This is a genomic window from Enterococcus sp. DIV2379 (assembly GCF_050542965.1).
Taxonomy (GTDB): domain Bacteria; phylum Bacillota; class Bacilli; order Lactobacillales; family Enterococcaceae; genus Enterococcus_D; species Enterococcus_D entomosocium.
On the sequence record NZ_CP172938.1, the window covers coordinates 1064573 to 1087424 of the forward strand.

At 41.8% G+C, this 22852-nt stretch carries 20 protein-coding genes and 1 other RNA gene; 11 read left to right on the forward strand and 10 right to left on the reverse strand.

All coding sequences use genetic code 11. From position 1 onward, the window contains the following. The first annotated feature begins 3 nt into the window (after nucleotides 1-3). Entirely contained in the window at nucleotides 4-1419 is a 1416-nt protein-coding gene (locus IGI92_RS04875; RefSeq protein ID WP_430608209.1) for a glycoside hydrolase family 1 protein, read from the forward strand. A 53-nt stretch (nucleotides 1420-1472) separates the two neighbouring features. On the opposite strand, the gene IGI92_RS04880 is transcribed toward IGI92_RS04875, so the two are convergent. Together IGI92_RS04880 and IGI92_RS04885 are read right to left on the reverse strand one after the other, a co-directional pair. Then, nucleotides 1473-2573: a mandelate racemase/muconate lactonizing enzyme family protein gene (locus IGI92_RS04880; RefSeq protein ID WP_430608210.1), complete on the reverse strand. Its 1101-nt coding sequence runs from the start codon at nucleotides 2571-2573 to the stop codon at nucleotides 1473-1475. Nucleotides 2574-3082: 509 nt separating this feature from the next. Then, nucleotides 3083-3451 (reverse strand): ACT domain-containing protein, encoded by a 369-nt coding sequence (locus IGI92_RS04885; RefSeq protein WP_005237205.1) that lies wholly within the window; start codon nucleotides 3449-3451, stop codon nucleotides 3083-3085. 491 nt (nucleotides 3452-3942) lie between these two features. On the opposite strand from IGI92_RS04885, the gene IGI92_RS04890 reads away from it, so the two are divergent. Then, entirely contained in the window at nucleotides 3943-4188 is a 246-nt protein-coding gene (locus IGI92_RS04890; protein WP_301389341.1) for a nitrogenase subunit molybdenum-iron protein alpha, read from the forward strand. A gap of 587 nt (nucleotides 4189-4775) precedes the next feature. Here IGI92_RS04890 and ssrA read toward each other — a convergent pair. Together ssrA and IGI92_RS04900 are read right to left on the reverse strand one after the other, a co-directional pair. After that, nucleotides 4776-5139: a transfer-messenger RNA gene (ssrA, locus tag IGI92_RS04895) on the reverse strand. A gap of 62 nt (nucleotides 5140-5201) precedes the next feature. After that, nucleotides 5202-5972 carry a Cof-type HAD-IIB family hydrolase gene (locus IGI92_RS04900; RefSeq protein ID WP_008377647.1) on the reverse strand — a complete coding sequence of 257 codons (771 nt, stop codon included), beginning with the start codon at nucleotides 5970-5972 and terminating at the stop codon, nucleotides 5202-5204. A 145-nt stretch (nucleotides 5973-6117) separates the two neighbouring features. On the opposite strand from IGI92_RS04900, the gene IGI92_RS04905 reads away from it, so the two are divergent. The 3 genes from IGI92_RS04905 to IGI92_RS04915 are packed head-to-tail and all read left to right on the forward strand — an operon-like array spanning nucleotide 6118 to nucleotide 8622. Next, on the forward strand, nucleotides 6118-6468 hold the full coding sequence (locus tag IGI92_RS04905; protein ID WP_430608212.1) for an SdpI family protein: 351 nt from the start codon (nucleotides 6118-6120) through the stop codon (nucleotides 6466-6468). Next, nucleotides 6449-7162 (forward strand): response regulator transcription factor, encoded by a 714-nt coding sequence (locus IGI92_RS04910; protein WP_005237200.1) that lies wholly within the window; start codon nucleotides 6449-6451, stop codon nucleotides 7160-7162. Before IGI92_RS04905 ends, IGI92_RS04910 begins: the two co-directional genes overlap by 20 nt. Further along, a complete protein-coding gene (locus IGI92_RS04915; RefSeq protein WP_005237199.1) occupies nucleotides 7162-8622 on the forward strand; it encodes a sensor histidine kinase in 1461 nt (486 codons plus the stop codon). Before IGI92_RS04910 ends, IGI92_RS04915 begins: the two co-directional genes overlap by 1 nt. A gap of 117 nt (nucleotides 8623-8739) precedes the next feature. Here IGI92_RS04915 and IGI92_RS04920 read toward each other — a convergent pair whose 3' ends face one another. From IGI92_RS04920 to IGI92_RS04930, 3 genes are all read right to left on the reverse strand, one after another. After that, a complete protein-coding gene (locus IGI92_RS04920) occupies nucleotides 8740-9213 on the reverse strand; it encodes a hypothetical protein (RefSeq protein WP_005237198.1) in 474 nt (157 codons plus the stop codon). Further along, nucleotides 9192-9929 carry a hypothetical protein gene (locus tag IGI92_RS04925; protein WP_005237197.1) on the reverse strand — a complete coding sequence of 246 codons (738 nt, stop codon included), beginning with the start codon at nucleotides 9927-9929 and terminating at the stop codon, nucleotides 9192-9194. The genes IGI92_RS04920 and IGI92_RS04925 overlap by 22 nt, the downstream gene beginning before the upstream one ends. 180 nt (nucleotides 9930-10109) lie before the next feature. Continuing rightward, nucleotides 10110-12194, reverse strand: a complete 2085-nt coding sequence (locus IGI92_RS04930; protein WP_430608486.1) for an LTA synthase family protein — start codon at nucleotides 12192-12194, stop codon at nucleotides 10110-10112. Between the two features lie 237 nt (nucleotides 12195-12431). On the opposite strand from IGI92_RS04930, the gene IGI92_RS04935 reads away from it, so the two are divergent. Genes IGI92_RS04935 through ybaK form a run of 3 tightly spaced genes read left to right on the forward strand, consistent with a single transcriptional unit; the run spans nucleotide 12432 to nucleotide 14901 of the window. Further along, complete coding sequence (locus tag IGI92_RS04935; protein WP_430608213.1) at nucleotides 12432-13601, forward strand: class I SAM-dependent rRNA methyltransferase; 1170 nt, start codon at nucleotides 12432-12434, stop codon at nucleotides 13599-13601. A gap of 5 nt (nucleotides 13602-13606) precedes the next feature. Then, a complete protein-coding gene (gene aroD, locus IGI92_RS04940; RefSeq protein WP_005229128.1) occupies nucleotides 13607-14359 on the forward strand; it encodes a type I 3-dehydroquinate dehydratase in 753 nt (250 codons plus the stop codon). 50 nt (nucleotides 14360-14409) lie between these two features. After that, nucleotides 14410-14901: a Cys-tRNA(Pro) deacylase gene (gene ybaK, locus IGI92_RS04945; protein WP_005237194.1), complete on the forward strand. Its 492-nt coding sequence runs from the start codon at nucleotides 14410-14412 to the stop codon at nucleotides 14899-14901. Between the two features lie 55 nt (nucleotides 14902-14956). On the opposite strand, the gene IGI92_RS04950 is transcribed toward ybaK, so the two are convergent. After that, nucleotides 14957-15994, reverse strand: a complete 1038-nt coding sequence (locus tag IGI92_RS04950; protein ID WP_005237193.1) for a tagatose 1,6-diphosphate aldolase — start codon at nucleotides 15992-15994, stop codon at nucleotides 14957-14959. A gap of 139 nt (nucleotides 15995-16133) precedes the next feature. Then, nucleotides 16134-17396: an NAD(P)/FAD-dependent oxidoreductase gene (locus tag IGI92_RS04955; RefSeq protein WP_016613916.1), complete on the reverse strand. Its 1263-nt coding sequence runs from the start codon at nucleotides 17394-17396 to the stop codon at nucleotides 16134-16136. Nucleotides 17397-17556: 160 nt separating this feature from the next. Here IGI92_RS04955 and gdhA point away from each other — a divergent pair, with 160 nt between their 5' ends. The 3 genes from gdhA to IGI92_RS04970 all read left to right on the forward strand — a co-directional run bounded on the left by gdhA (nucleotide 17557) and on the right by IGI92_RS04970 (nucleotide 20927). Next, nucleotides 17557-18906: an NADP-specific glutamate dehydrogenase gene (gene gdhA / locus IGI92_RS04960; protein ID WP_087664370.1), complete on the forward strand. Its 1350-nt coding sequence runs from the start codon at nucleotides 17557-17559 to the stop codon at nucleotides 18904-18906. Nucleotides 18907-19008: 102 nt separating this feature from the next. Continuing rightward, nucleotides 19009-20355 carry a glucose-6-phosphate isomerase gene (locus IGI92_RS04965; RefSeq protein WP_005229134.1) on the forward strand — a complete coding sequence of 449 codons (1347 nt, stop codon included), beginning with the start codon at nucleotides 19009-19011 and terminating at the stop codon, nucleotides 20353-20355. Nucleotides 20356-20717: 362 nt separating this feature from the next. Continuing rightward, nucleotides 20718-20927, forward strand: a complete 210-nt coding sequence (locus tag IGI92_RS04970) for a hypothetical protein (protein WP_430608215.1) — start codon at nucleotides 20718-20720, stop codon at nucleotides 20925-20927. A gap of 61 nt (nucleotides 20928-20988) precedes the next feature. Here the strand turns inward: IGI92_RS04970 and IGI92_RS04975 are convergent, their stop codons facing one another. After that, nucleotides 20989-22791, reverse strand: a complete 1803-nt coding sequence (locus IGI92_RS04975) for a glycerophosphoryl diester phosphodiesterase membrane domain-containing protein (RefSeq protein WP_034878703.1) — start codon at nucleotides 22789-22791, stop codon at nucleotides 20989-20991. Nucleotides 22792-22852: the final 61 nt, after the last annotated feature.

Sequence of the window (22852 nt, forward strand, 5' to 3'; positions counted from 1 at the left end):
AAAATGGTAAAAATACCTGAAACATTTATTTTAGGGGCTGCTTCGTCTGCTTGGCAGACAGAAGGCTGGCAGGGAAAGAAAGAAGGGCAAGATTCGTATCTCGATCGCTGGTACAAAGAAGAACGCTTTGTCTGGCATAATGGCTACGGGCCTGCTGTTGCGACGAATTTTATGGAAAAGTTTTCAGAGGATGTTCAACTGATGCAGGAGGTTCATTTGACCCATTATCGAACATCGATCAACTGGGCGCGCTTCTTTACCGATCATGAGCAGCTGATCGTTGATGAAGACTATGCTGCTCATATCGATCAGCTTATCGACCAATTGCTTGCGGCTGGTGTCGAACCGATGCTTTGTTTGGAACATTATGAACTGCCAGCTAGTTTGATGGATGCCTATGATGGTTGGAGCTCGCGTAAAGTGGTCGATCTATATACCCGTTATGCCGAGATTGCCTTCGAACGTTACGGTGATCGAGTCAAACAGTGGTTCACCTTCAATGAGCCGATCGTTATTCAAACCCGTTGTTATCTTGACGCGATTCGCTGGCCCCATGAACAAAATACGAAAAAATGGATGCTTTGGAACTATCACAAAGTATTGGCATCCGCCCAAGCAGTGGCTGCCTATCATGAAAAAGGCTACGAGGGGCGCATCGGTTGTGTGCTAAATCCAGAAATGGTTTACGCACGCTCTTCCTCACCGGAGGATCAAAAAGCGCAAAAAATGTATGATCTCTTTTTCAACCGGATCTTTTTTGATCCAATGGTCAAAGGTCATTATCCAGAGGAACTTATCACACTTTGCCAAACCTATGACATCTACTTTGATCCGACAGAAGAAGATTTGGAAACGATCCGCACCCATACGGTGGATTTCTTAGGTGTCAATCAGTACTACCCGAAACGCGTGCGGGCACCACGATATCAATGGCATTCGGATACACCATTTCATCCAGAAATGTTTTATGAGACATTTGATTTGCCAGGAAAACAAATGAATAACTCCCGTGGCTGGGAAATCTATCCGAAGGTCATGTACGATATGGCTAATTATCTTAAAGAAAATTATGGCAATATTCCATGGCTGATCACTGAAAATGGTATGGGGCGGGAAAATGAAGAACAGTATATGGATGCCACAGGTCAAGTCCAAGATGATTATCGGATTCAGTTTATTACCGAACATCTTTACTGGCTGCTAAAAGCCGTCGAGGAAGGCGCCAACTGCGAAGGCTATATGCTTTGGGCATTTACCGATTGTGTTTCACCTATGAATGCGTTCAAAAATCGCTATGGTCTCGTACGAATCGAGCTAAATGAAGAACGGACTCGGTCATTAAAAAAATCAGCCGCTTGGTATCGTTCTCTGATTGATGAACGGTGGCTTCCATTTGAAGAAAAACCATTGATTCTGTAATAAAAACCCACGTTGATTTCCTCATCCTAAAGGAAATCAGCGTGGGTTTTCAGTTAAAAGGGTTGTTTATGAGGAGCAAGTTTCTCCCAGTCAAAGGTGACGCCAATCCCTGGTTCTTCTGGGGCAATCGCACAGCCATCGGATGGATCGATCACTAACGGTCTCGTGGTGTATTGATCGATTGGGAAACTGTGCATTTCGAGATACCCAGCATTAGGCATCGCTGCTAGTAGACTAACGTGCAATTCTTGCATGCCATGTGTAGAAACAGTTAAGTTACTTGTTTGTGTTAAGGCAGCAATTTTCAACCAGCCGGTGATCCCACCGCAATTGGAAGCGTCGGGTTGCGGAAAATCGACATTGCCATATTTGATCATATGAGCAAATTCGATAGGGGTGCGCAAGTTTTCTCCGCCTGCCACCGCAATTTGCCCTTCTTTAGCGATACGAGCGTAGCCTTCGTAATCTTCGGGGATCGTTGGTTCTTCAAGGAACAAAATGTCATAAGGCGCCATCAGTTTGGCGGCTTTGATCGCTTTTTCAACAGACCAGCTCATGTTGGCATCCACCATAAAGACAACATCGGGACCAATCAATTCTCTGACCGCTTTTATTCGAGCAATATCTTCGGCAAGTGTTTTTTGTCCCAATTTGATTTTGACCGCTTTTAATCCCATGTCTAAATATTTTTGATTATTGGCTAAGAGTTTTTCAAGAGGAAAGTTTAGATCAATCGCACCACCATAGCATTTTACTTTGTTGCTTGCGCCGCCTAAAAGTTTGTAGAGGGGTTCTTGTGCTTTTTTCGCACGTAAGTCCCACAAGGCGATATCACAAGCCGCAATGGCGAAACTTGCTAAACCGCCTCTGGCAACATAGTGGATTCCCCAGTTCATCTGATCCCACAAGGCTTCCACACATGCTGGATCTTTCCCTAAAAGGATCGCTTTTAGTTCTTTATCGATCAGTTTGGCGATCGATTCGCCACCGAAGCCACCAGTATACGTATAGCCGACCCCTTCACGTCCATCATCAGTAACGATCTTGACGATAGGCACTTCAAAGTGGGTGTGTAAGCCATGCTTCGCATCTTCCATGATTTCTGGAAGAGGTATCCGATAATACGCTGTTTGTACATCTGTAATTTTTGCCATTAAAAATCCTCCTCAAATTAATGTTCACGTGTGCATTTTAATGTTAACGTTTGCATAATCATGTTAGCATGGGAACGCGAGATTGACAAGACAAAAATCGCTCAAATTCAATACTTAGGAAACAAGAATGTCTCTTTTTAAGAGGTCATTCACTTAGGAGCGAAGCTAAAGGACCTCTTCAGAATATAAATAGAAATTGGAGAGATGTTATTAGAAATGAATTGAAAACCTTATAAATTGTCATAAAAAGGTATTTAATGTAATTTATAGACATATTTATTGAATAAAAATCATTTTTGTATTATGATTATCTTAACAACGAGCAATGAAGAGTACTGGGGCAGATGAAAGCTTGGGGAAGTCTTTTATTTGGGATACCTAGTACTCTTATCTTTCTTCAACGACAAGTGAAATACAAAAGAACGACTGAACTTCTTTGGTTCAGTCGTTCTTTTGTATTTCATAAAGCGATCGAGAGTAACTTGTAGTAAGGAAGAAAAAGTTTTTTCTCAATTGACAAAAGAATAATCATTGGCGGTTAAAACAGTACGAGCTTGTTCTACCTGATGCTCCTTGATTAAAATATAATCAGTATTGAAGGTAGAAACAGCAAAAATACTGATTGACTCCTCGGCTAGAAGGGAAGAGATTTTTGCAATAATGCCAATCAAGCTAAAATCCAGCACACCAATTATTTTCATCGCTTTCCATCCATCTTCTCTGTTTAGCGTTTCAGCTGGAACGTTTGCAGTTGGTAACACCAAAGAAAGTTCTTCTGACGTATGGGCAAAAAACAGAGGAACAATCTTCAGTATCGAAGGATCAATACTCTTTACTTGGATGACAGAAAAAGAGGGAGCCAGTAAGGTTAGTTTCATCTAATCACGTCCTTCGTTTGATGCTTTCATCATATCAAAGGATAAGAAAGAAGGGAAGGCGATTATCATTTGATCACGTACGATTCTAAGCGTTGTGTCGTTTCTGCGAGGCATAACAGACGGGTAGATTCTATGCAAATGAAAATAAGCGGTTAAAACTGATGGGTATACCTCTGTTTCTGGAGAAAAAGAAATATCAATTGGATCCGCAATCTATGCTGAATCAGATTTGAAATCAATCGAGTTAATAGAAAATAACTAGCACTCAATCATAAATCAATGGTTGAGTACTATTATTGTACATAAAATTATGGTGGACAGAGGAATGGAACATAAATCACTAATTGTTTGATTGGAAGAAAAATTGATACTGAGGATCATAAAGAGAAGAAGGAACATGCTAAATTTTACGAAGACCTTACAAGATTCAAGAAGAAGGTAAAGAACGCTTTGTAATATTTTGATCAACTTTAGTCAAGGAGGTGTGATGAATGGATAAATTTTTCAACTTTATTGAAAAAGGACTTTCCGAAGAAATTAATTTTTTTATGTTTTCCATAGATTTGGAACATTATTTAGTCGATCACTACGAGGAAATGTATACCGAAAACAAGGAAGCTACATTGTATCTGAATGATTTACTTCCTGATGAGGCTGAGAAAATGGAGCCTGGAATGAATCCAGATAGTTTTTGTGAACGAGTAAAGGAAATTGTAGAGAAATCGAAAACAATTTAATTAGCACTTTTTTTACTGAGGCAGAGTCATATCAAGCCAGCAACGAACTATCATAGATTGCTGATGATCAAGCAGATTATGAAACTTACATCAAGCTTTGATGAAAAGAAACATCTTCAAAAAATTTCATGCGATGAGGCAGGGAAAATAACTATTGTAGAAGCAAAGAAAGCCGTTGAGAACGCAAAACAGGAGTGGAAAAAAGTGTATCTAAAGATACTAAGGAGTAAAAAGCCTTAAATCAAAAATAGAGTAAAAAAATCAGCCCAAGAAAAACTCGTAAAAAAGAGATTCGTATACAATTTGGTGAGAAGGTACACCATTGAAGAGCATTGATTGCTTAAAAAAAGCATCTGACTTCACTTGAACAATTAATGTAGGTTCAATCGGTATAAGAAATACAATCTAAGAAAAGCGAGGAATAGCACATCGGTTTAAAGCTGATAATTAACCACCATTTGACTACCAAACATGAAAAACTACGAAAAACATTGTGGAACTGAAAATACAAAAAAAGTGTTAAAAACCTCTTTAAATCAAGGCTTTGAACACTTAGGAAAAACTACGAAAATCTAATTGATTTAAGCTTATGGAGATGGCGGGAGTCGAACCCGCGTCCAAACATATTGCTACCTAAAAATCTACGCTCATAGTCAACTCATTTGTAGATTCGCTTTACAGCTTGCCGAGTGACAGGCAGTCTGTATCGCTAGTCTGATGATCTCTTTTTTATCTTACAGACGGAAAGATAAAACGTATCCCACTTAGAATAGGACCCTTACTCGAGCACATGGGCGATGCCGAGAGGATCTACGCTAACTGTTTTTAGGCAGCTAAAGCGTAAGAGTTTTCGTTTTTAGCAGTTATATTTAACTGTAACGTTTTAACGTAGACGTAACCTACGAAGCGCAATTCAGGCTCAACTATGCCTGTCGAATCCGTAACATCCCCTTGATAAAAGGGGTATCGCTACCATTCACTAGTATACCATATTTTCGTGCGTGTGCAAAGAATCAGATTAAGTCAAAATGTTTCAGGGCGTGTACGATCCCGCCTTCGGTATTTTTCAAGGTCACGAAGTCTGCCAGCTCTTTTAACTCTTGAATCCCATTTCCCATTGCAATCTTGTGGTCACAAGCTTCTAAAAGGGCGAAATCGTTGCTGCCGTCACCAAAGCCAAAGGTAGGTACATCTTCTAGACCCAATAATTCTACCAAGGTTTTTACGCCAGTCCCTTTAGAAGTCCCGGATTTTACGACATCGATTGAAAAGGGCGTATTACGATAAAAAGTTAGTTCGGGAAAACGCTCATGATAATAAGCATCGTTGCCGACACCTAAAACCAACAACATATTGGTCCGATCAGTTTCATAATGCAGAGGATCGATTTCTGGTAGAGGGCTACGGACGTAGTTATATGCACCAACCATTTCCTCGGTGTGACCAGTCGCCCAATAGCCTTTCTCATTGTAATAACACAGCTCATCGCCATTGTCTTTGACGGCTTGGTACATCCTTGCGCAAAGCTCAGGCTTAAGGGTATCGGAAAAAACTTCTTTGCCATCAATGCGGATAAAAGCACCGTTCATGACGATGTTCGAGGTAATACCAGCTGCTTCACGAATAGCGGTAACTTCAGGTTCGGTTCTGCCTGTTGCAATGATCGGCAGTACTTGGTTTTTTCGCAACCTCGCCATCGCCTCAGCAATTTCCGAAGTGATTTGCGAGTGCTCATCTAAAAGTGTACCGTCAAGATCAAAAAAAGTTAATGCTTTATAGGTCATGTATCTTACTCCTAAGGTTTATAGTCATAGTCCACTCACAATCTTATCAAAGATTGAAAAAAAGGCAAACCTTTATGAATAATCGGTGAAGTTGTTGGTAGAAGAAAGAAATTCGAGTATACTATAGGAAGAATGGAGTGAAACGATGATTTTTTTAGTAATTGGCAGCATTTTTTTCTTGATTGGTCTCACTTTTTTTCTTTTTCCATCAAAAAAAATGAACCTTATTTATGGATACCGTTCCTATCTAGCAAAACAAAATGAACGCAATTGGCGACAGGCCCAAAAACTATCTGCCCGATTCTTTCTGCTTTTTGGCGGAATCATGGCGCTCATTGGGTTTGTCTTGAAATGGCAAGAATGGACCAATTTTTTTCTAGTTGAAATGCTCGTGATCCCTTGGTTCATCGTGCCGATCTTTGGCCTGATCGAAGAAAATCTGCAACGATTTGATAAAGAACATAGAGGTGAAGAAAATGAATATATTAATGATTGAAGACAATGAATCTGTTTCTGAAATGATGCAAATGTTTTTCTTGAATGAAGGATGGGAAGCAGTATTTAAATACGATGGCAAAGAAGGACTAGAGGCCTTTGCTGCTGAACCAGACAAGTGGGATATGATCACCCTTGACTTGAATCTTCCTTCCATGGACGGCATGATGGTGGCGCGCGAAATTCGTAAAATCTCTAGTACAGTTCCTATTATTATGTTGACGGCCCGTGATTCAGAAAGCGACCAAGTCATCGGGTTAGAGATGGGGGCGGACGACTATGTGACGAAACCCTTTAGTCCATTGACCTTGATTGCACGGATCAAGGCATTACACCGCCGCAGTGAATTGGTTGAAAAAACAACACCTGAAGCTTCCGATGCCACCTTTGATATCGTCACCGATCATTTCAAAATGAACACAAAAACAAGGGAAGCCTATTTAAATGGCAAACCCATCGATGGGTTGACGCCGAAAGAATTTGATTTGCTTTATACGTTAGCGAAAAAACCGCGACAAGTGTTTTCGAGAGAACAGCTGTTAGAACTGGTTTGGGATTACCAATACTTTGGCGATGAACGGACCGTTGATGCACACATCAAAAAACTAAGACAAAAAATTGAAAAAGTGGGGCCACAGATCATTCAAACCGTCTGGGGCGTTGGGTACAAATTTGATGATGCGGGTGCTGCTTAATGCGCTACCTGTATCAACAGCTGATTGCATTTTTCGTGGTGATCTTCGTGATCTTGATGACGATTGGTATTGCGTTTACTCAAATGACACGCCAAACGTTACAAGAACGGAATTATGAGCAGTTAATGGGGTATGCTTCGTCGGTCGCGACGATTTCGCAAATCAGTGATTCAGAATATTTACAGCAAAATATGACCCGGGATGGCTATCTACAGTATTCCTTGCGTTTGGCTGAGAATATTTTGAGCAACCAAGATATCTCCTTTGCTTTCTTTAAAAGTCCTGATGACATTATTTATCCACTAGATACCGCTCATGCTGTTGATTTTCCGATCTCTGAAAAAGACTGGCAATCCTTAGAAAATGGGGCGCGTCTACAACTGACTTCCGCCACAAATTTATACGGGGAAAAAGAACTGACTTCCTATGTGTTGATACCTTTTTCTGTCAATCGCACGGATTTTTACGGTGTAATGGTGGTTTCGCAATCGGCAAGCAGTATTTTGAATCTTGTCAGTGCTTTTAATCAAAACTTGTTTAAAGTTTGTTTGATCTCGATCGTTGTCTCATTATTGATCAGTTACCTTTTCGCTACGTTCCAAGTAAGACGGATCAATCGAATGAAACGAGCAACCAAAGAAATTACTAATGGCAATTTTGATATTTTCTTGCCGGTGCATAATCGGGATGAATTTGATGAATTAGCCGAAGATTTTAATTTAATGACGAAATCCTTAAAAGAATCCCAAGAAGAAATTGAACGGCAAGAAGAACGTCGTCGGCAATTTATGGCGGATGCTTCTCATGAGATGCGTACCCCGTTGACGACCATCAATGGCTTATTGGAGGGCTTAGAGTACAACGCAATTCCTGAGAATCAAAAAGACAATGCGATCCGCTTGATGAAAAATGAAACCAATCGCTTGATTCGATTAGTCAACGAAAACCTTGACTACGAAAAAATCAGGACCAATCAAATCTCGATGGTCATCAAAAAATTTGATGCGACGCAAACCATCAAAAATCTGTTGACGCAACTGGAGAGCAAGGCAGAAATTGCCAAAGATGTGCTGATTTTAGAAACAACCGAGCCAATCGATGTCTACGCGGATTATGATCGTTTCGTCCAGATCATGGTCAATATTTTACAAAATGCGATCCAGTTTACGGAAGATGGAGAAATTCGGGTCCGAATAGAAAAAGGCTATTTAGAAACGATTATCGAAATCAGTGATACGGGGATCGGTATGTCTGAAGAACAAGTCAAAAATATTTGGGATCGTTACTACAAAGTCGATCCGTCCCGTAAAAACCGTCAATTTGGCGAATCAGGTCTAGGCTTATCAATCGTTGAACAGCTCGTACGCCTGCACAAAGGAAAGATCAGTGTAGAAAGTGAACTTGGCAAAGGCACGACCTTTAAAATCTCTTTTCCAGATATCGACTTAAATGAAGAATAAGGAATCGACCGGCAGCAATTCGCTTAGCCGGTCGATTTTTTTGCGGTTCATTGGCAGCAGCCCAAACAAAAAGACTTGCTTTTGCAAGCAAGCCTTTTTGTATGAGGGCTATGTAAACTATAGATAAGTGGTATAGGGCGTATGGGCAAAGCATTCGTCTTCATGGATCAAATAGATGGCAACAGCAAATTGTTCGGCGATTTCTTGGCACAAAGGTAGCAGGATTTGGACCTCTTCTGTTGTTAACGTGCTCAAGACATTTTCGATTAAAAGGGTTTCTCTTTCTGAAAGTAACGCTAAGAGCAGCTGAATTTTGATCTCCTCAAAGGGGCCTAATTCTGTCCGCTCTTTTTTCAAAGCCGATAAGGGAAGCTGAACATAAGGCAGAACACCCTCTAAATCGCCCCCTTTTTTATTTGCAAGAGATACATTGTCCATGACGGATAAAAAGGGAACGGAAGGCCATTGAGCACGAATCAAGATGGCTTTTTTTTGTGAAAGCAGCAAACTTAATTCAGAAGTTTTTGTTTCATTGTCTTTCGAAACATAATAGAAACCAATTGGTTTCGTTAGCTGAGTTGGTTTTTCCATTGTTTTTTCCTCCAATACAGACTATGTCCGCTGGCAATCAAACCAGTAAAACTGGTAACAGCGGCAAGTAAGACGACAAGTGTGTGGCGTGTGCTTTCAAATAAAATAGCAAGCCAAGTGGTGCTGTTCAAATCGACATTTTGGACCAGAATTTGACTATTCTGCGGAATCGTAATGGCGAATTCTTGTCCAGGAAGACTTTGTACAGCCTCCCAAAAGTTATCAGAAGCACGCTCTCGATCAAGGGCAATGATATGCCCACTGAGTAATTCCCGCTGGAAATAAGGCTGGAAGAGTAGCAATAAGACAAAGGCGATCACAGCGGCTGCTAAGAGCGGCAAGAGCATTTCAATGATCTGCATCGCTACCCATTGTCTGGTGGTGGCGCCACTTGCTAACCAAGCTGTGTATTCCGAGCGTTTATATAATTGATAGTAAACTTGAAAGCCAATAAAGACCAGTGTAAAGGCACTAAAAATCAAATAGAACAGTTGATGATAGATTGTCGTGACTGGTTGGATCTCTTCGGCTACTTTCGTTTGCAGATCTTCTGTCGCCAAGAGATCTCTTGTTTGAGCGATCACTTGATCCATCGAATAGATCAAGGCAAACGTCACGATCAAGCCAATCACGGCAAAGAAGGATACAAGCGTATAAAGCACCATGGCTTTTTTATGATAAAAAATGCTGGCAATCGCAAAATGTATAGTTTTCATCTAAGTCACCTCATCCTAGTACATAGTATAAAAGGGGAGTTTGAATAAAGTATGAAGTTCTTGTAGTAAAATATCGAAGCTAAAAAAGTGGCAAGAAAGTTCGACTTTTTCCTATCAAATAGTGCAAAAAAATCCAGCAAGGCAGGTGCCTTACTGGATTGATTATTGGTTGTTCTTACTTTACTCGCCGCTATCTTGTTCCGTCATCTGCTGGTATTCTTGGAAGGTTTTTGTTTGATACAGATCGACGGTCGATTGATTACCATTTTGAGAAAAGGCACTAGTTGAATCACTGCCTAGATTCTTTTCAATGTCCATCATTTGCTGAAGGGCGTCTTTGTAGTTATAGGTCGAAGGATCAACTTCTTCTAGACCGCTTTTCGCGTAGAATCGTAAAAGGTCACCATTATTGATCTGATCAGAAACCGAAAGTTGCTTGTCGACTTTGGCTTTCCATTCATCGACTTTGGCTTTCCATTCATCGGATGGATCGTTGATCGGCATGCCGGTACGATTGTCATACAATGTACTGCTGTAGTAGGTGTAGTCTGGTGTCACAAAGTCGCCATCGCGGAAAGCAACCAGTTGTTCGTTTTGATCAGAGAATAAATCTTGTCCTAATTGGATATAGTTTGATGTATCCACACCCAGTAAGTGCAATAGGGTTGGCAAGGCATCGACTTGGCCACCATACGTATGATTGATGCCGCCGTTTGATTGTCCTGGAATATGAATCATATAAGGCACACGTTGTAACGAGGCATTGTCAAAGTTTGTCCATGTAGAACTTGTTTTTCCAAGCAATTCTGCTAAGTTACGGTTACGAGAATTGGAAATTCCGTAATGGTCACCATATAAAACGATGACTGAGTTTTCGTATAAGCCACTTTCTTTCAAGTAATTGAAGAACTCTTCCACGGCTTTATCCAAATAATTCGCGGTTGCGAAATAGCCATTGATCGTTTGATCAGAAGTGTTCGCTAGCGGGAAGCCGCCTTCTTCATTGGTAAATTCAGAATATGGGTAGTGGTTAGAAACCGCAATGAATTTTGAATAGAACGGTTGTTGCAGACGTTCTAAGTATTGTACGGATTGTTCAAAGAACGGTTTGTCATGTAGACCGTATTGGAATGAATTTTCATCATTGACATCATAATAAGATGCGTCGAAGAAATAATCATAGCCAAACCGTTTGTAGGTTTCATTTCGGTTCCAGAAGGTACCGGTATTTCCGTGGAAAACAGCACTGGTATAGCCTTGCGTTTGACCTAAAATATCTGGAGCTGCCTCAAAGGTATTTTTCCCACCCAGTTGAGTGAATAACGCTCCTTGATTCAATCCAAACAGGGAATTTTCGAATAATGTTTCGGCATCACTGGTCTTCCCAGCTTTTACTTGGTGGAAGAAATTATCAAAACTAAAGGTACTATCGCTATGGTATAAACTATTGATAAACGGCATGACTTCATGTTCCACGCCATCTTCATCTTTCAATTTATAATCGATCAAGAATTGCTGAACACTTTCTAAGTGAATATAAATGACATTCTTGCCTTTTGCGATACCGAACAGATCATCATTTGGTTCTGCGTAATGTTCTTTAACATAGCTCTCTACTTCGTTCATGTCGTTGGGACTCGCTTCGGCACGTACTTGCGAAGCTTGATAAGTTTGTACCCCATCATAAACCGTAAAGGCGTTGATCCCAAGGTATTTCACTAAATAGTCACGAGAAAACGTTCGAGTAAGCAGTTCAGGACGATCCGCTTCTGCTAAGAAAAGATTGGCAGAAAAGACCATGACAGCTAAGGTTGAGATCGCAAAAGCCATCCGTGCCCGCACAGGACGAGTGTCCATTTTGATTTTTTTCATTGAAAAGGCTGCAATCAGCACGATAAAGTCAATGAAGTACAACACATCGTAGGGACGGAACAAGCGAATTGCGCTTTCTCCTAGACCACTTGCTACTTTTCCTACACCGAGCATCGTGTTGATGGTGATAAAGTCAGTGAATTCTCGATAGTACGAAACATTAGAGAACAACAGCAGAGTCATCAAGAAATAGATCACAAGCATCGTGATATAAGCTGCTTTGGTTCTTCTTACGTACAATGCGATCGACAGCAACAACAAAGTCGTTGCGATCGGATTGATGAATAAGATGAAGTACTGAATGCTGCTTTCAATACCTAGGTGGAAGTCCACCATATAGGCAAAGATATTTTTTAGCCAAAATAATAGGGCTAATAGGAAAAAAAAGCCCATTCTTGTATTCACAAAGGTGGATACTTTATTTTTTTTCAAAGGAATCGTCCTCTCTTTTTCCAGTATAACCGGTAAATTACGATTTTACATCACAGTACATTTTACTAGGCTGTGAAAGACGTGTCAAATGAATTCCTTGTCATGACGCGGAATTAAGTATTTCTTTACTTTCAAGGATACAGACAATACTGTCGCTTTTTGCTATACTAAAAAGGAGAATGAATGGAGCAGATGAACATGAAAATAAAACTAACGAAGCAAGGATCAGCGAAGCTTCGCAAAAAGAATCCGTTGATCCAACGAGAAGATCTTCAACAAGCAATCGAGACGAAGGAGTGGGTCACCTTTATTGATCAGGCCAATCATTTCTTAGGTGTCGGCTATCTTGGGGAACAAAATAAAGGGATCGGATGGGTCGTATCCTTTGAAGAAACAGTGATCGACCAAGCATTCTTTGCGCAACGCTTTGCGAAAGCAAAAGGCAAACGCATTGCTTACTATCAAGATGACCTGACAGATGCCTTTCGTCTGTTTAATGGCGAGGGGGATCAATTGGGGGGACTTACCGTAGATTTGTATGGCGAGTATGTCGTTTTTTCTTGGTACAATGCCACCCTTTATCAACATAAAAAAGCGATCGTGGCGGCTTTTCGTCAAATATTTCCCGAGATCAAAGGGGCTTATGAAAAAATCCGCTTTGCGTCTGAGCTGCCTGAATCAGCATGGGTCTATGGAAAAACGGCACCTGAACCCTTACTGGTGAAGGAAAATGGCGTCACGTATGCGACGTATTTGAACGAAGGACTAATGACGGGCATCTTTTTGGATCAAAAAGAAGTTCGTGGGCAACTTGTTGATGGCTTGGCAGCTGGCAAGACGGTTTTAAATATGTTCAGTTATACGGGGGCGTTTTCTGTCGCTGCTGCTGTCGGTGGCGCTGCTCAAACAACGAGCGTCGATTTGGCAAAACGCAGTCTAGAAAAGACCCGCGAACAATTTGCAGTCAACGGCATTGATCCAGATACCCAGCGTATCCATGTCATGGATGTTTTCAATTACTTCAATTATGCCAGCAAAAAAGACTTGCGCTTTGATGTGATCGTTTTAGATCCGCCGAGTTTTGCCCGCAACAAGAAAAAGGTCTTCTCGGTTGCGAAAAATTATGGCGACTTAGTCACTGATAGTTTGGCGATTTTAGCGCCTGATGGCTTGTTGATCGCCTCAACGAATGCGGCCAATCTTTCACCGAGGAAGTTTCAAGAAATGATCGAAGCATCCTTAGAGAAAGCACACGTTGCTTATGAATGTATTCAAAGTTATCGTCTACCAGCTGATTTTGCGGTAGGTAAGCATTTTTCCGAAGGGAACTATCTGAAAGTATTCTTTTATCAAATGAAAAAGGAGTGAAGTAGATGAGCCGATCAAAACCAGTAACGTTAGACGGGAAAACACCGTTGATTTGTGTGCCATTGATTGGGAAAACCAATGAAGAGATCTTGAAACAAGCCATTGCTGCTGAGGAATCAGAGGCACAGATCGTCGAATGGCGTGTTGATCATTACAAACATGTCGAAGACCAGCAAGCGGTCTTAGATGCGTTATCACATATTCGCACGACATTAAAGCACAAAGAGCTGCTCTTCACTTTTCGAACCTTGGAAGAAGGGGGCGAGCGGGCGTTCACATTGACCCAGTACAAAGAATTGTGTTTAGCTGCTGCTGATTCAGGCTTGATCGATTGGATCGATGTCGAATTAGAGAAAGCTGAATTTTTAGGTCGAGCCTTTATTCAAGAAATCAAAAAGGCACAGGTAAAGCTGATATTGAGCAATCATGATTTTGAGAAAACGCCAGAAGATGCTGTGTTGATTTTAAAGATCGGCGTAATGAATCAATTTGGTGCCGATGTTGGCAAGTTAGCGATGATGCCCAAGCAAGTCCAAGATGTTTTACGTTTGATGGGGATCATTACTAAAGCGCGTGGCTTCAACCAACTGCCGTTGGCGATCATGTCGATGGGGGAGCTGGGGAAAATCAGCCGGGTTAGTGGGGCATTGACTGGTTCGGTCTTTACTTTTGCTTCGTTGCAAGGTGCTTCAGCACCTGGACAAATACCGATCGAACGAATGACCAACTACTTACAAGAATTTTCACTCAATGAGTAAGACCAGCCAAGGCCTTCTCTTAAAAGAAACCAAAACAAAAGAGGGATAAAATGGCGAAGAAGAAACAAAAAACCAATGCGATCCGTCAAGTAGAACAACAGAAAATCGCTTATAACGAATACACCTATGAGTGGTCGGAAGACCATCTCGATGCGCAATCCGTCGCTGTGCAACTAGCACGCCCGCAAGCCATCTACAAAACGCTGGTGGCAGTGGGCAACAAAACAGGTCCGCTAGTGGCTGTGATTCCTGGAAACAGAGAAGTGGATCTGAAAAAGTTAGCCAAAGTCAGTGGAAACAAAAAAGTAGAGATGCTGCATCTGAGAGATTTAGAAGAAACGACTGGCTATATTCGCGGCGGCTGTTCGCCGATCGGGATGAAAAAGCTCTTTCCTACTTATATTGATCGTGGGGCGCAGACACTGGAAGAAATCGTGGTTTCTGCAGGAAAGCGCGGGTTGCAGATGGGGCTTGCCCCACAAGCGTTGCAACAATTGACTAGGGCGATCTTTGCCGATTTGTTGGCACCTGAACACGAATAAAAAATCCCCGTGAACCATCTTGAAATGCCGTTCACGGGGATTATTTTGTACTATTTTATTCCATTACTTCAATATCGAAAACCTCAATATTTTCTAAACCACCATAAAAGTCAAACCATGGAGTGGCATATTGTTTTAGAATGGCGTTTAATTCTTCAACATTTTCTTTCCCTTGGGTGTCCAGCCATTCCAACAACGCTTTGGCACCTTGTTTCCCATAAATTTCCACACTATCGCGCCAAGTTGCTCGCCCACCTAAGATTCCTGAGAATTTAGCACCGTGTTGACCAGCAAAGGTCAATTCATCGCGAAAGACATTCGCTGGAACTCCCGCACTCAAATAGATAAATGGCCGAGTCGCGGCGTCACTGGCTTCTTTGAAGTAATTGGCTGCTTCTTCTTGCGTATAGACGGCCTCTAAGCCTTCTTTTTGGAAGCCTTCCACTAAGTCGAACTGAACCGGTACTTCGACTTTCAAAATATCGATATGGTAGTGATCTTTCGTCAATTCCTGAATGGTTCGGATGACCTTGCTCGGTTTGATCTTGGCAAAAGCAGGTGATTTGTCATCTGTGATCTCATCATCATAGACGATCGGTTCCACAAATAAGGGAATATCGGCCGCCTGTGCCTCCGTACCTAAACGCTCCAAAAACGCATGTTTGGTATCTAAAATCTCTTGGGGTTCATCTGGATTATAATAAACCAAGACTTTTGCAGCATCCGCACCTTTTTTCACCAAGCGCTGCAACGATTCATTGGGTAAAATCTCTGGCAAACGACCCGGCGTGTTGACATCATAGCCTGTTTTTTCATAGGAAAGGATCAAGCCAGCATTGGGATTCTTTGCTTCGATCCCTAAGAAGCCATATTCCTCATCTAACAGAATACTGCTGACATATTTGGTCAGTTCTTGGGAAACCAACTGTTTGAATTCATAAATGTGTTCCATCGTAAAGTCATCCGGTCCAGTTGCCGCCTTCATCATTTTTTTCATGGAACCACGTTGGTCGATCGCTAGTGCGGCAATCACACCGTCCTCATTTGAAAGTTTTTGCATTCGTTCAAATTTACCTCTTGAAATTCGTTTCATAAAAAAAACCTCCCTCGATCTTGCTATCTTTAGTCTACGCCTACTTTGAGAAAAACCCAACTAATAAGCAAAAAGAGGGGGAGAACCAGGTGTTCGCAGCTACAGGCCAGGATATTGCTGCGAACACCCGGGTCGTCGATCAATAATTGAAATAACTAGCTGTTTCTGCTGCGTTTTTTCCAGAAACATGACCCGTGCAAAACGCAGCGGTGATGTTGAAACCACCTGTATAACCATTGATATCCAGCAATTCACCGGCAAAATACAAGCCATTGATTTTCTTACTTTCCATGGTCTTAGGGTTGATTTCTTTCAGATGGACCCCGCCGCCCGTCACGAAGGACTTTTCTAATGGGAACGTGCGGACAATGGTGATTGAAAAGCCTTTGATCAAGGAAGCGAGCGCCGTCAACTGTTCCGGTGAGGCTTTTTCAGCAACCAGCTCATGCAAGTCTAGCTGCTGCAAAAAGAAGGTCATCAAGCGCTCAGGCAAAAAGCCAGCTAAAGCATTCGGCAATTGTTTCTTCGAAGCCGCAGACTGAATTAATTCTTGGGTCAAGGCTTCCTGGGCTTTCGTCGGCAGACAATCCAGAACAACCGTCACTGGTTGCTGCTTTTTCAATTCTTGGTTCACAAAAGAGGAACAGCGCAAAGCAGCTGGACCAGATAACCCAAAGTGGGTAAACAAAAGATCCATGGTATGGGCGACGATGGGCTTTCCTTTTTGATCCAAGACGCTCAAGGTGATGTCTTGTAAGGAAATGCCCTGCAAGGTCCGTTCTTGAATAAAAGATTCTTCTGAAACAAGCGGCGATTCGGTTGGATAAAGCGGCGTAATGGTATGCCCGACTTTTTTCGCCATCTTATAGCCGTCCCCCGTCGCGCCCGTGGAAGGATAGGTGCGGCCACCCGTCGTCAAAATCACGCTTGGGGCAGAGAACTCATCGGTTTCGGTTCGTACGCCGCGTATTTGGCTGCCATCATGGATCAGCTTGGTTACGACCGTATTCGTCAACAGGGTGACGTGATGATCGTTGATTGCTTGAAGCAGCGCTTCGACGATGGTTTTTGATTTGTTCGTCACAGGGAACATCCGTCCGTGGTCTTCTTCTTTTAAGACGACACCTAAGTCTGCGAAAAACGCCATTACATCATAGTTATTGAATTGGGAAAACGTACTATACAAAAACTTGCCGTTTCCTGGAATATGAGCAACTAAATCATCTACCGGCCGATTATTGGTTACATTGCAGCGTCCGCCGCCAGTCATCAATAGTTTCTTGCCGATTTTTTTGTTTTTTTCGATTAATAAGACCCTAGCACCTTGTTTGGCAGCGGTGATCGCAGCCATCATACCGCTCGTACCTGCACCAACAACGATGACATCATAGGTTTTTTCCATTCTTCTCACCTCTTTGGGATTGTAACACATCGCCTATGACTGCTGAAAGGAGAGGGCGATTTTTTTCGAATGATAAAAAATTCTGACAATTCTAAAAAAAAGCGTGCAATTTCAGAAAATTTCTTTAAAATAGAAAATATCTTAAAGGAGGTAATGCACTATGACCAAAGCTTCAGCTTACGTGAAAGAAATTCAAGCGAAGATTCACGAGAAAGACCAACACCAACCGGAATTTCTTCAAGCAATTGACGAATTTTTGCCTACGATCGTTCCCTTTTTAGAGGAGCATCCAGAATATATTGAATCAAATATCCTTGCACTCTTAACTGAACCAGAACGTTTTATCCAATTCAGAGTCCCGTGGCAAGACGATCAAGGCAACTGGCAAGTAAACCGTGGCTATCGGATTCAATTCAACTCTGCAATGGGGCCTTACAAAGGCGGCTTGCGTTTTCACCCAAGTGTAAACTTGAGTATTTTGAAGTTTTTGGCGTTTGAGCAAATCTTCAAAAACAGCTTGACGGGTCTGCCGATCGGCGGCGGCAAAGGCGGAAGTGACTTTGATCCAAAAGGCAAATCAGATGCCGAAGTGATGCGTTTTTGCCAAAGCTTTATGACGGAGCTGTCAAAACATATCGGACCTGACCTAGATGTTCCTGCTGGCGACATTGGTGTCGGAGGTCGGGAAATCGGCTATTTGTTTGGTGCCTACAAACGATTGAAACAATACGATGCCGGGATTTTAACCGGTAAGCCACTAGACTTCTGGGGCAGTAAAAACCGCACAGAAGCAACGGGTTATGGCGCTGTTTATTTCGTTAAGCATTTATTGACAGACTTAGATGAAACATTTGAAGGCAAAAAAGCGATCGTTTCTGGAAGCGGCAATGTTGCGATCTATGCAATTGAGAAATTGCAAGAATTAGGTGCGACCCCTGTCACATGTTCTGATTCCTCTGGTTTTATTTATGACAAAGACGGCATTGATCTGGCCTTATTAAAAGAGATCAAAGAAGTGAAACGCGAACGTTTGACGGCTTACGCCAAGGAACGGCCAACAGCGGAATATCATGAAGGGGCAACTGTCTGGGATTTTGATACTCCAGCGGAATTAGCCTTTCCTTGTGCGACCCAAAACGAGATTGATCTCTCGCAAGCCAAACGTGCAAAAGCCAATGGCGTCCGGGTCGTTTCTGAAGGCGCGAACATGCCTAGCTCATTAGAAGCAGCAGAATATTTTATTGAAGAAGGAATTTTCTACTGCCCAGGAAAAGCAGCCAATGCCGGCGGCGTAGCCGTTTCTGCTTTAGAAATGAGTCAAAACTCCCAACGATTGCAATGGGAAAAAGCCGAAGTCGATGCCAAATTGGATGATATCATGAAGTCGATCTATGAAGCATGCCGTGATACAGCTGAAACCTTCGATCAAAAAAATAATTTTATGTTAGGTGCGAACGTCGCAGGCTTTGAAAAAGTTGCTAAAGCAATGTTTGCTCAAGGACTTGTCTAAAATCACCCAACAGGCTACCTATCAGGAATTACTTGAAAAAAGTTGGAAAAAAACGTAAAGTAGGTAGTGTATGAAAAACTATTTTTTCAAGGAGGACAAATCATGTCACACATCAAGTTTGACTATTCGAAAGTAGCACCATTCGTAAACGAATACGAATTGAGCTACATGCAAAGTCAAGTTACAGCAGCAGACAAACAATTACGCGAAGGAACAGGTGCTGGTAGCGACTTTTTAGGTTGGATCGACCTTCCTAAAAATTATGACAAAGATGAATTTGCGCGTATCAAAAAAGCGGCTGAAAAAATTCAATCTGATTCTGAAGTACTAGTCGTGATCGGGATCGGCGGATCTTATTTAGGAGCGAAAGCAGCGATTGATTTCTTAAATCATTCTTTCTTTAACTTGCTACCAAATGAAGAACGCAAAGCACCTCAAATCTTTTTTGCCGGTAATTCGATTTCTTCAACATACTTAGCAGATTTGATCGAAATCATCGGTGACCGTGACTTCTCTGTGAATGTGATCTCAAAATCAGGAACAACTACTGAGCCAGCGATCGCTTTCCGTGTTTTCAAAGAACGTTTGATTGAAAAATACGGCAAAGAAGAAGCCAACAAACGGATCTACGCAACAACGGATAAAGCGAAAGGTGCAGTAAAAGTTGAAGCAGATGCTGAAAACTGGGAAACCTTTGTGATTCCAGATGACGTCGGCGGCCGTTTCTCTGTATTGACTGCTGTTGGTTTATTACCAATCGCTGCCAGTGGAGCAGATATCGATGCCTTGATGCAAGGGGCAGCAGATGCTAGCGATGCTTACGCAAGTGACGACCTTGAAAAAAATGAAGCGTATCAATATGCAGCAATGCGTAACATCCTTTATCGCAAAGGCAAAGTAACCGAATTGCTGATCAACTACGAACCAGGCATGCAATACTTCTCAGAATGGTGGAAACAATTATTCGGCGAGTCTGAAGGAAAAGACCAAAAAGGGATCTATCCTTCAAGTGCAAACTTCTCAACAGATTTGCATTCTCTTGGTCAATACATCCAAGAAGGCCGTCGCAATATCTTTGAAACTGTCGTAAAAGTTGAAAAACCACGCAAATCAATTGCGATCCCTACACAAGAAGCAGATCTTGATGGTCTTGGCTACTTAGAAGGAAAAGAAGTTGATTTTGTTAATACGAAAGCTTTTGAAGGAACGTTACTTGCCCATACAGATGGGGATGTACCTAATCTGTTAGTAAAAATTCCTACAATGGATGCGTACACGTTAGGTTACACGATGTACTTCTTTGAGATCGCTGTAGGTATCTCTGGTTACTTAAACGGTGTGAACCCATTTGACCAACCAGGGGTTGAAGCGTACAAGAAAAACATGTTCGCCTTACTTGGCAAACCAGGTTTCGAAGATCTTGCAAAAGAATTGAACGAACGTCTATAATTCGACAAAGAAACGCCTTGTGCCAGTTCTGATTGGCACAAGGCGTTGTTTTATTTTCGCGTTTGTTGTGTTACTCGATAGTTGATCCAAAAAATCAGCGGTCTTCTTTTAATCCCCAAAGCAACGCAGCAGACAATAGTCCAAAGATACAGGTTTGAATAATTGGCATTTGACTCATCTCCTTTTGATTTCCTTTAGTATAAAATGCTTTTTAAGAAGTGGCACGAACAAACCAGTGCGTTTGAACGAACGAAACTGTCATTTCTTGGTGACAAATGCGTGATAAATTGAAATAAAACGTTTTCAATTTGATGCTTTTTTGTTATTATATCTTTATGAAAGAAAACGGTTGAGGTGAGGATATGGAGAATATTACGATCGGTGAAAAATATGTCTGCCAACCTGTCGGGGCGAGCAAGCCTGTGATCGGTGTGGTGGAAAAACTATACGTACATACGGCGTTGATCGTCGTTTCAAGATATGAAGAAGAAGATCAAGCACAAGTAGAAGCTTGTAATCGTCGGATGATCGTCAGTTTCAATAAAATTTGTACGCAAACGAACGTTGCCTAACCAACTAGCAAAAAATGCTGCTCAACGGATCACCGTGAGCAGCATTTTTCTTTGTGTGAGATCAGCCAACGCCAATCACGAAATTCAATAGTTTGTCTGAATAAGTCATGTCTTCTTCCGACAAACTCAACTCTTCATTTAAAATCCCCATTTGGTCAGTAATGATCCCGTCTACACCGTAAAAACGCATTCGGCTGATAGTATCCGCATCATTGGGGGTCCAAACGAACACTTCCTTGCCATCGGTCCGGGCAGAAGCGATGAAGTTGCGGTTGATCGTACTGTATTCCATTGTCAGAAAGTCGGCACTGGTCAGTGGCGGCCCTACGACATTGAAAGGCATGATGTATCCCGACGTCAATTCAGGCGCCTTATCTTTTAATTCTTCAACAACTGTATAGGAGAGACTTTGCATAATATGCCCATTTGCAACTAAATCCTCTTGGTATCGGTCTAAGAAGGCATCTACGAGTGCCGCAGTATCTTTTTGTTGGGTTTTGATCTCCACCAGTAATTTTTGGTCCAACTGATTGGCAAGCGCCAAGTACTCGTCAAAAGTTGGAATACGGGCTGTCTGGTTGTTTTCTGAAACCGTCAGTGATTCGGCGTAACTCAAGGGCAATTGCTCGGGTTTTCCTTTGCCGCCTGTCAAAGGCCGGTAAGAAAAATCATGGTAGACAATAAAATGACCATCACTTGTTTGCTGGACGTCCATTTCCACGTAGTCCGGCTGATATTTCTCACTAGTAAATCGTAACGCTTCAAGGGAATTTTGGACCCCTTGTCCGTCGCTTACCCCTCGATGGGAGATCGTTACCGGATGGATCGAAGCAGCTGAGGTCAGATAGTTCATATTATACAGACTAACCCCAACACCAAAAAGTACCGTGACCAAGGTAAACAAGGAACTTTTCAGTCCTAGAAAATGTCGCTGGTTCAATGGTTCTTGGTGGAACCACGAAGGGATCTCTGGTAAAAAGCCTTCATCATCCATGAAATCAACGATGATGTAAAAAATAGCCACGGTCGATAAAATGACATTCAGTAACAAAATAAACTGCAAGAAAGTCATAATAAAAACAGCACTATACAACGCATAGTCCGGTGTAACAACTTCAATCACTGCTTGAAGGGTAATAAGCAGCGTGAAGCCCAGAGTCGTGATCAATAAGATACTACCACCGATAAAGACAAATTGACCAACGATGGCAAAAAAACGGCGTTTTGTTACTTGGAGGCTTTCTTTGATCGCTTTTCGAAAGGGCAGATCACGTAAAATCATTTCCGGTAAGGCAAAGATCACGCGAATCCCCAAGTAAATCAACAAAACATAAACCAAAAGCACTGCCCCAATGATCAAGACACGATTGGCAAAAATAAAGTCCATGATAAAGGCAGGAATTTTGATTTTTGCGAGTAAATCCGAATTAAAACTCAATCCACCGATGGGTAAAATCAGTAAGAAGTAAAAAAGGAAAAATAAAAAGGTCATCGGCCGTAATTTGCGCAATTGCAAAATAGTCATTCGTAACAATTGCCGCAAGCTGATGGGCTGCTTCTTTTTGATAAAATAGACACTCAGCAGTAAGAAAGTAAATTCAAAAAAGACGGCTAATAAGATCAAAAGCAAAATCAGGGTTAATGAGAGCAACACAACAGGGTGATCTGTAAAGATACTACCGATATTATCGAAAGAAAGATAAGGCAAGCCGCCGCGCTTTAAGACGAACTTGGTGGAAGCTGATAATATCGGGATCACTAAGAACAACAAGGCACCGTGCATCAATAAAACATCACGGAAGTAGGCATTGCTGTCTTTCAAAAAATCCCACGTGTTGACTAAGCTGTTTTTTAAATAATTCATGGTCGTCATCCTAACAAAGTAAGTATTGTGGTTCAATTTATTCTAGAAAGGCGGTAAAAAA

Bases quoted from the DNA above. Each gene is read 5' to 3' on its own strand.
- IGI92_RS04875 (WP_430608209.1), top strand. From the start codon at position 4: ATGGTAAAAATACCTGAAACATTTATTTTAGGGGCTGCTTCGTCTGCT.
- IGI92_RS04880 (WP_430608210.1), bottom strand. From the start codon at position 2,573: ATGGCAAAAATTACAGATGTACAAACAGCGTATTATCGGATACCTCTT.
- IGI92_RS04885 (WP_005237205.1), bottom strand. From the start codon at position 3,451: ATGAAACTAACCTTACTGGCTCCCTCTTTTTCTGTCATCCAAGTAAAG.
- IGI92_RS04890 (WP_301389341.1), top strand. From the start codon at position 3,943: ATGGATAAATTTTTCAACTTTATTGAAAAAGGACTTTCCGAAGAAATT.
- IGI92_RS04900 (WP_008377647.1), bottom strand. From the start codon at position 5,972: ATGACCTATAAAGCATTAACTTTTTTTGATCTTGACGGTACACTTTTA.
- IGI92_RS04905 (WP_430608212.1), top strand. From the start codon at position 6,118: ATGATTTTTTTAGTAATTGGCAGCATTTTTTTCTTGATTGGTCTCACT.
- IGI92_RS04910 (WP_005237200.1), top strand. From the start codon at position 6,449: ATGAATATATTAATGATTGAAGACAATGAATCTGTTTCTGAAATGATG.
- IGI92_RS04915 (WP_005237199.1), top strand. From the start codon at position 7,162: ATGCGCTACCTGTATCAACAGCTGATTGCATTTTTCGTGGTGATCTTC.
- IGI92_RS04920 (WP_005237198.1), bottom strand. From the start codon at position 9,213: ATGGAAAAACCAACTCAGCTAACGAAACCAATTGGTTTCTATTATGTT.
- IGI92_RS04925 (WP_005237197.1), bottom strand. From the start codon at position 9,929: ATGAAAACTATACATTTTGCGATTGCCAGCATTTTTTATCATAAAAAA.
- IGI92_RS04930 (WP_430608486.1), bottom strand. From the start codon at position 12,194: ATGGGCTTTTTTTTCCTATTAGCCCTATTATTTTGGCTAAAAAATATC.
- IGI92_RS04935 (WP_430608213.1), top strand. From the start codon at position 12,432: ATGAAAATAAAACTAACGAAGCAAGGATCAGCGAAGCTTCGCAAAAAG.
- aroD (WP_005229128.1), top strand. From the start codon at position 13,607: ATGAGCCGATCAAAACCAGTAACGTTAGACGGGAAAACACCGTTGATT.
- ybaK (WP_005237194.1), top strand. From the start codon at position 14,410: ATGGCGAAGAAGAAACAAAAAACCAATGCGATCCGTCAAGTAGAACAA.
- IGI92_RS04950 (WP_005237193.1), bottom strand. From the start codon at position 15,994: ATGAAACGAATTTCAAGAGGTAAATTTGAACGAATGCAAAAACTTTCA.
- IGI92_RS04955 (WP_016613916.1), bottom strand. From the start codon at position 17,396: ATGGAAAAAACCTATGATGTCATCGTTGTTGGTGCAGGTACGAGCGGT.
- gdhA (WP_087664370.1), top strand. From the start codon at position 17,557: ATGACCAAAGCTTCAGCTTACGTGAAAGAAATTCAAGCGAAGATTCAC.
- IGI92_RS04965 (WP_005229134.1), top strand. From the start codon at position 19,009: ATGTCACACATCAAGTTTGACTATTCGAAAGTAGCACCATTCGTAAAC.
- IGI92_RS04970 (WP_430608215.1), top strand. From the start codon at position 20,718: ATGGAGAATATTACGATCGGTGAAAAATATGTCTGCCAACCTGTCGGG.
- IGI92_RS04975 (WP_034878703.1), bottom strand. From the start codon at position 22,791: ATGAATTATTTAAAAAACAGCTTAGTCAACACGTGGGATTTTTTGAAA.